This window comes from Mesorhizobium sp. M1A.F.Ca.IN.020.06.1.1 (assembly GCF_004023265.1).
In the GTDB taxonomy this organism is placed as follows: Bacteria; Pseudomonadota; Alphaproteobacteria; order Rhizobiales; family Rhizobiaceae; genus Mesorhizobium.
The window spans coordinates 1-609 of the sequence record NZ_RZSR01001661.1 but is presented as its reverse complement, the minus strand read 5'-3'; the positions used below and the strand labels follow the sequence as shown (position 1 = coordinate 609).

At 67.5% G+C, this 609-nt stretch carries 1 protein-coding gene; it reads right to left on the bottom strand.

Annotated elements, in window-relative coordinates; translation table 11 throughout:
- Positions 1-9 precede the first annotated feature (9 nt).
- A complete protein-coding gene (lptE, locus tag EOA60_RS36210; protein WP_095824159.1) occupies positions 10-591 on the bottom strand; it encodes an LPS assembly lipoprotein LptE in 582 nt (193 codons plus the stop codon).
- Between the last annotated feature and the right edge of the window lie 18 nt (positions 592-609).

Below are 609 nucleotides of genomic sequence, written 5' to 3'. Positions count from 1 at the left end.
GAGATCAGCTCAGGCCTTCTTGCCATTCTTGGCCAGGTCCTGGGCGATCGCCAGCCTGAGCAGATCGGCGAGCTCGCGAGCGGCGCGGTTCTCGGCGTCGATCTGCGCCCGGTAGGCCGCAAACTCCTGGCGCGGCCGGTCGAAGGAGGAAGGAATCGAGCGCTTGCCGAGCGCGACCACAGTGCCGGTCGCGGCGTCTCTGAGCACATAATTGGCGGTGAGGGTCACGGTGCCCGCCGTCGGCTCGTCCTCTTCGGTCTGCACCTGAACGATGGCCGCCGACTCGACAAGTTCGGTGACGCCGAGGTCGAGCGTATAGGCAGGCGATGACGGCTCGCCCGAGCCCTGGCCGAAAGCGAAGATCAGGTTGTTGCGCACCTGCTGTGCAGGGCGCGTGCTCACCGGCTTGATCGAGATCGACGCCAGCTCGGCGGCGGCCCCGACCTGCGAGCCGGCGGTGAGCGGCGCGCTGGAATAGAGCGGCCGCACCGTGCAGGCGGAGACCAGTGCCAGCGAGGCGATCAGGCCGCTGAGAGCAGCGCGACGCAGCAAACGCGCCGCCTGTGACTTTTCCGGATCAGGCAACGACATTGACGATCCTCTGCGGGA

What these genes read in the sequence shown, in the direction of transcription:
- lptE (WP_095824159.1), bottom strand. Translation starts at nt 591, where the DNA reads ATGTCGTTGCCTGATCCGGAAAAGTCACAGGCGGCGCGTTTGCTGCGT.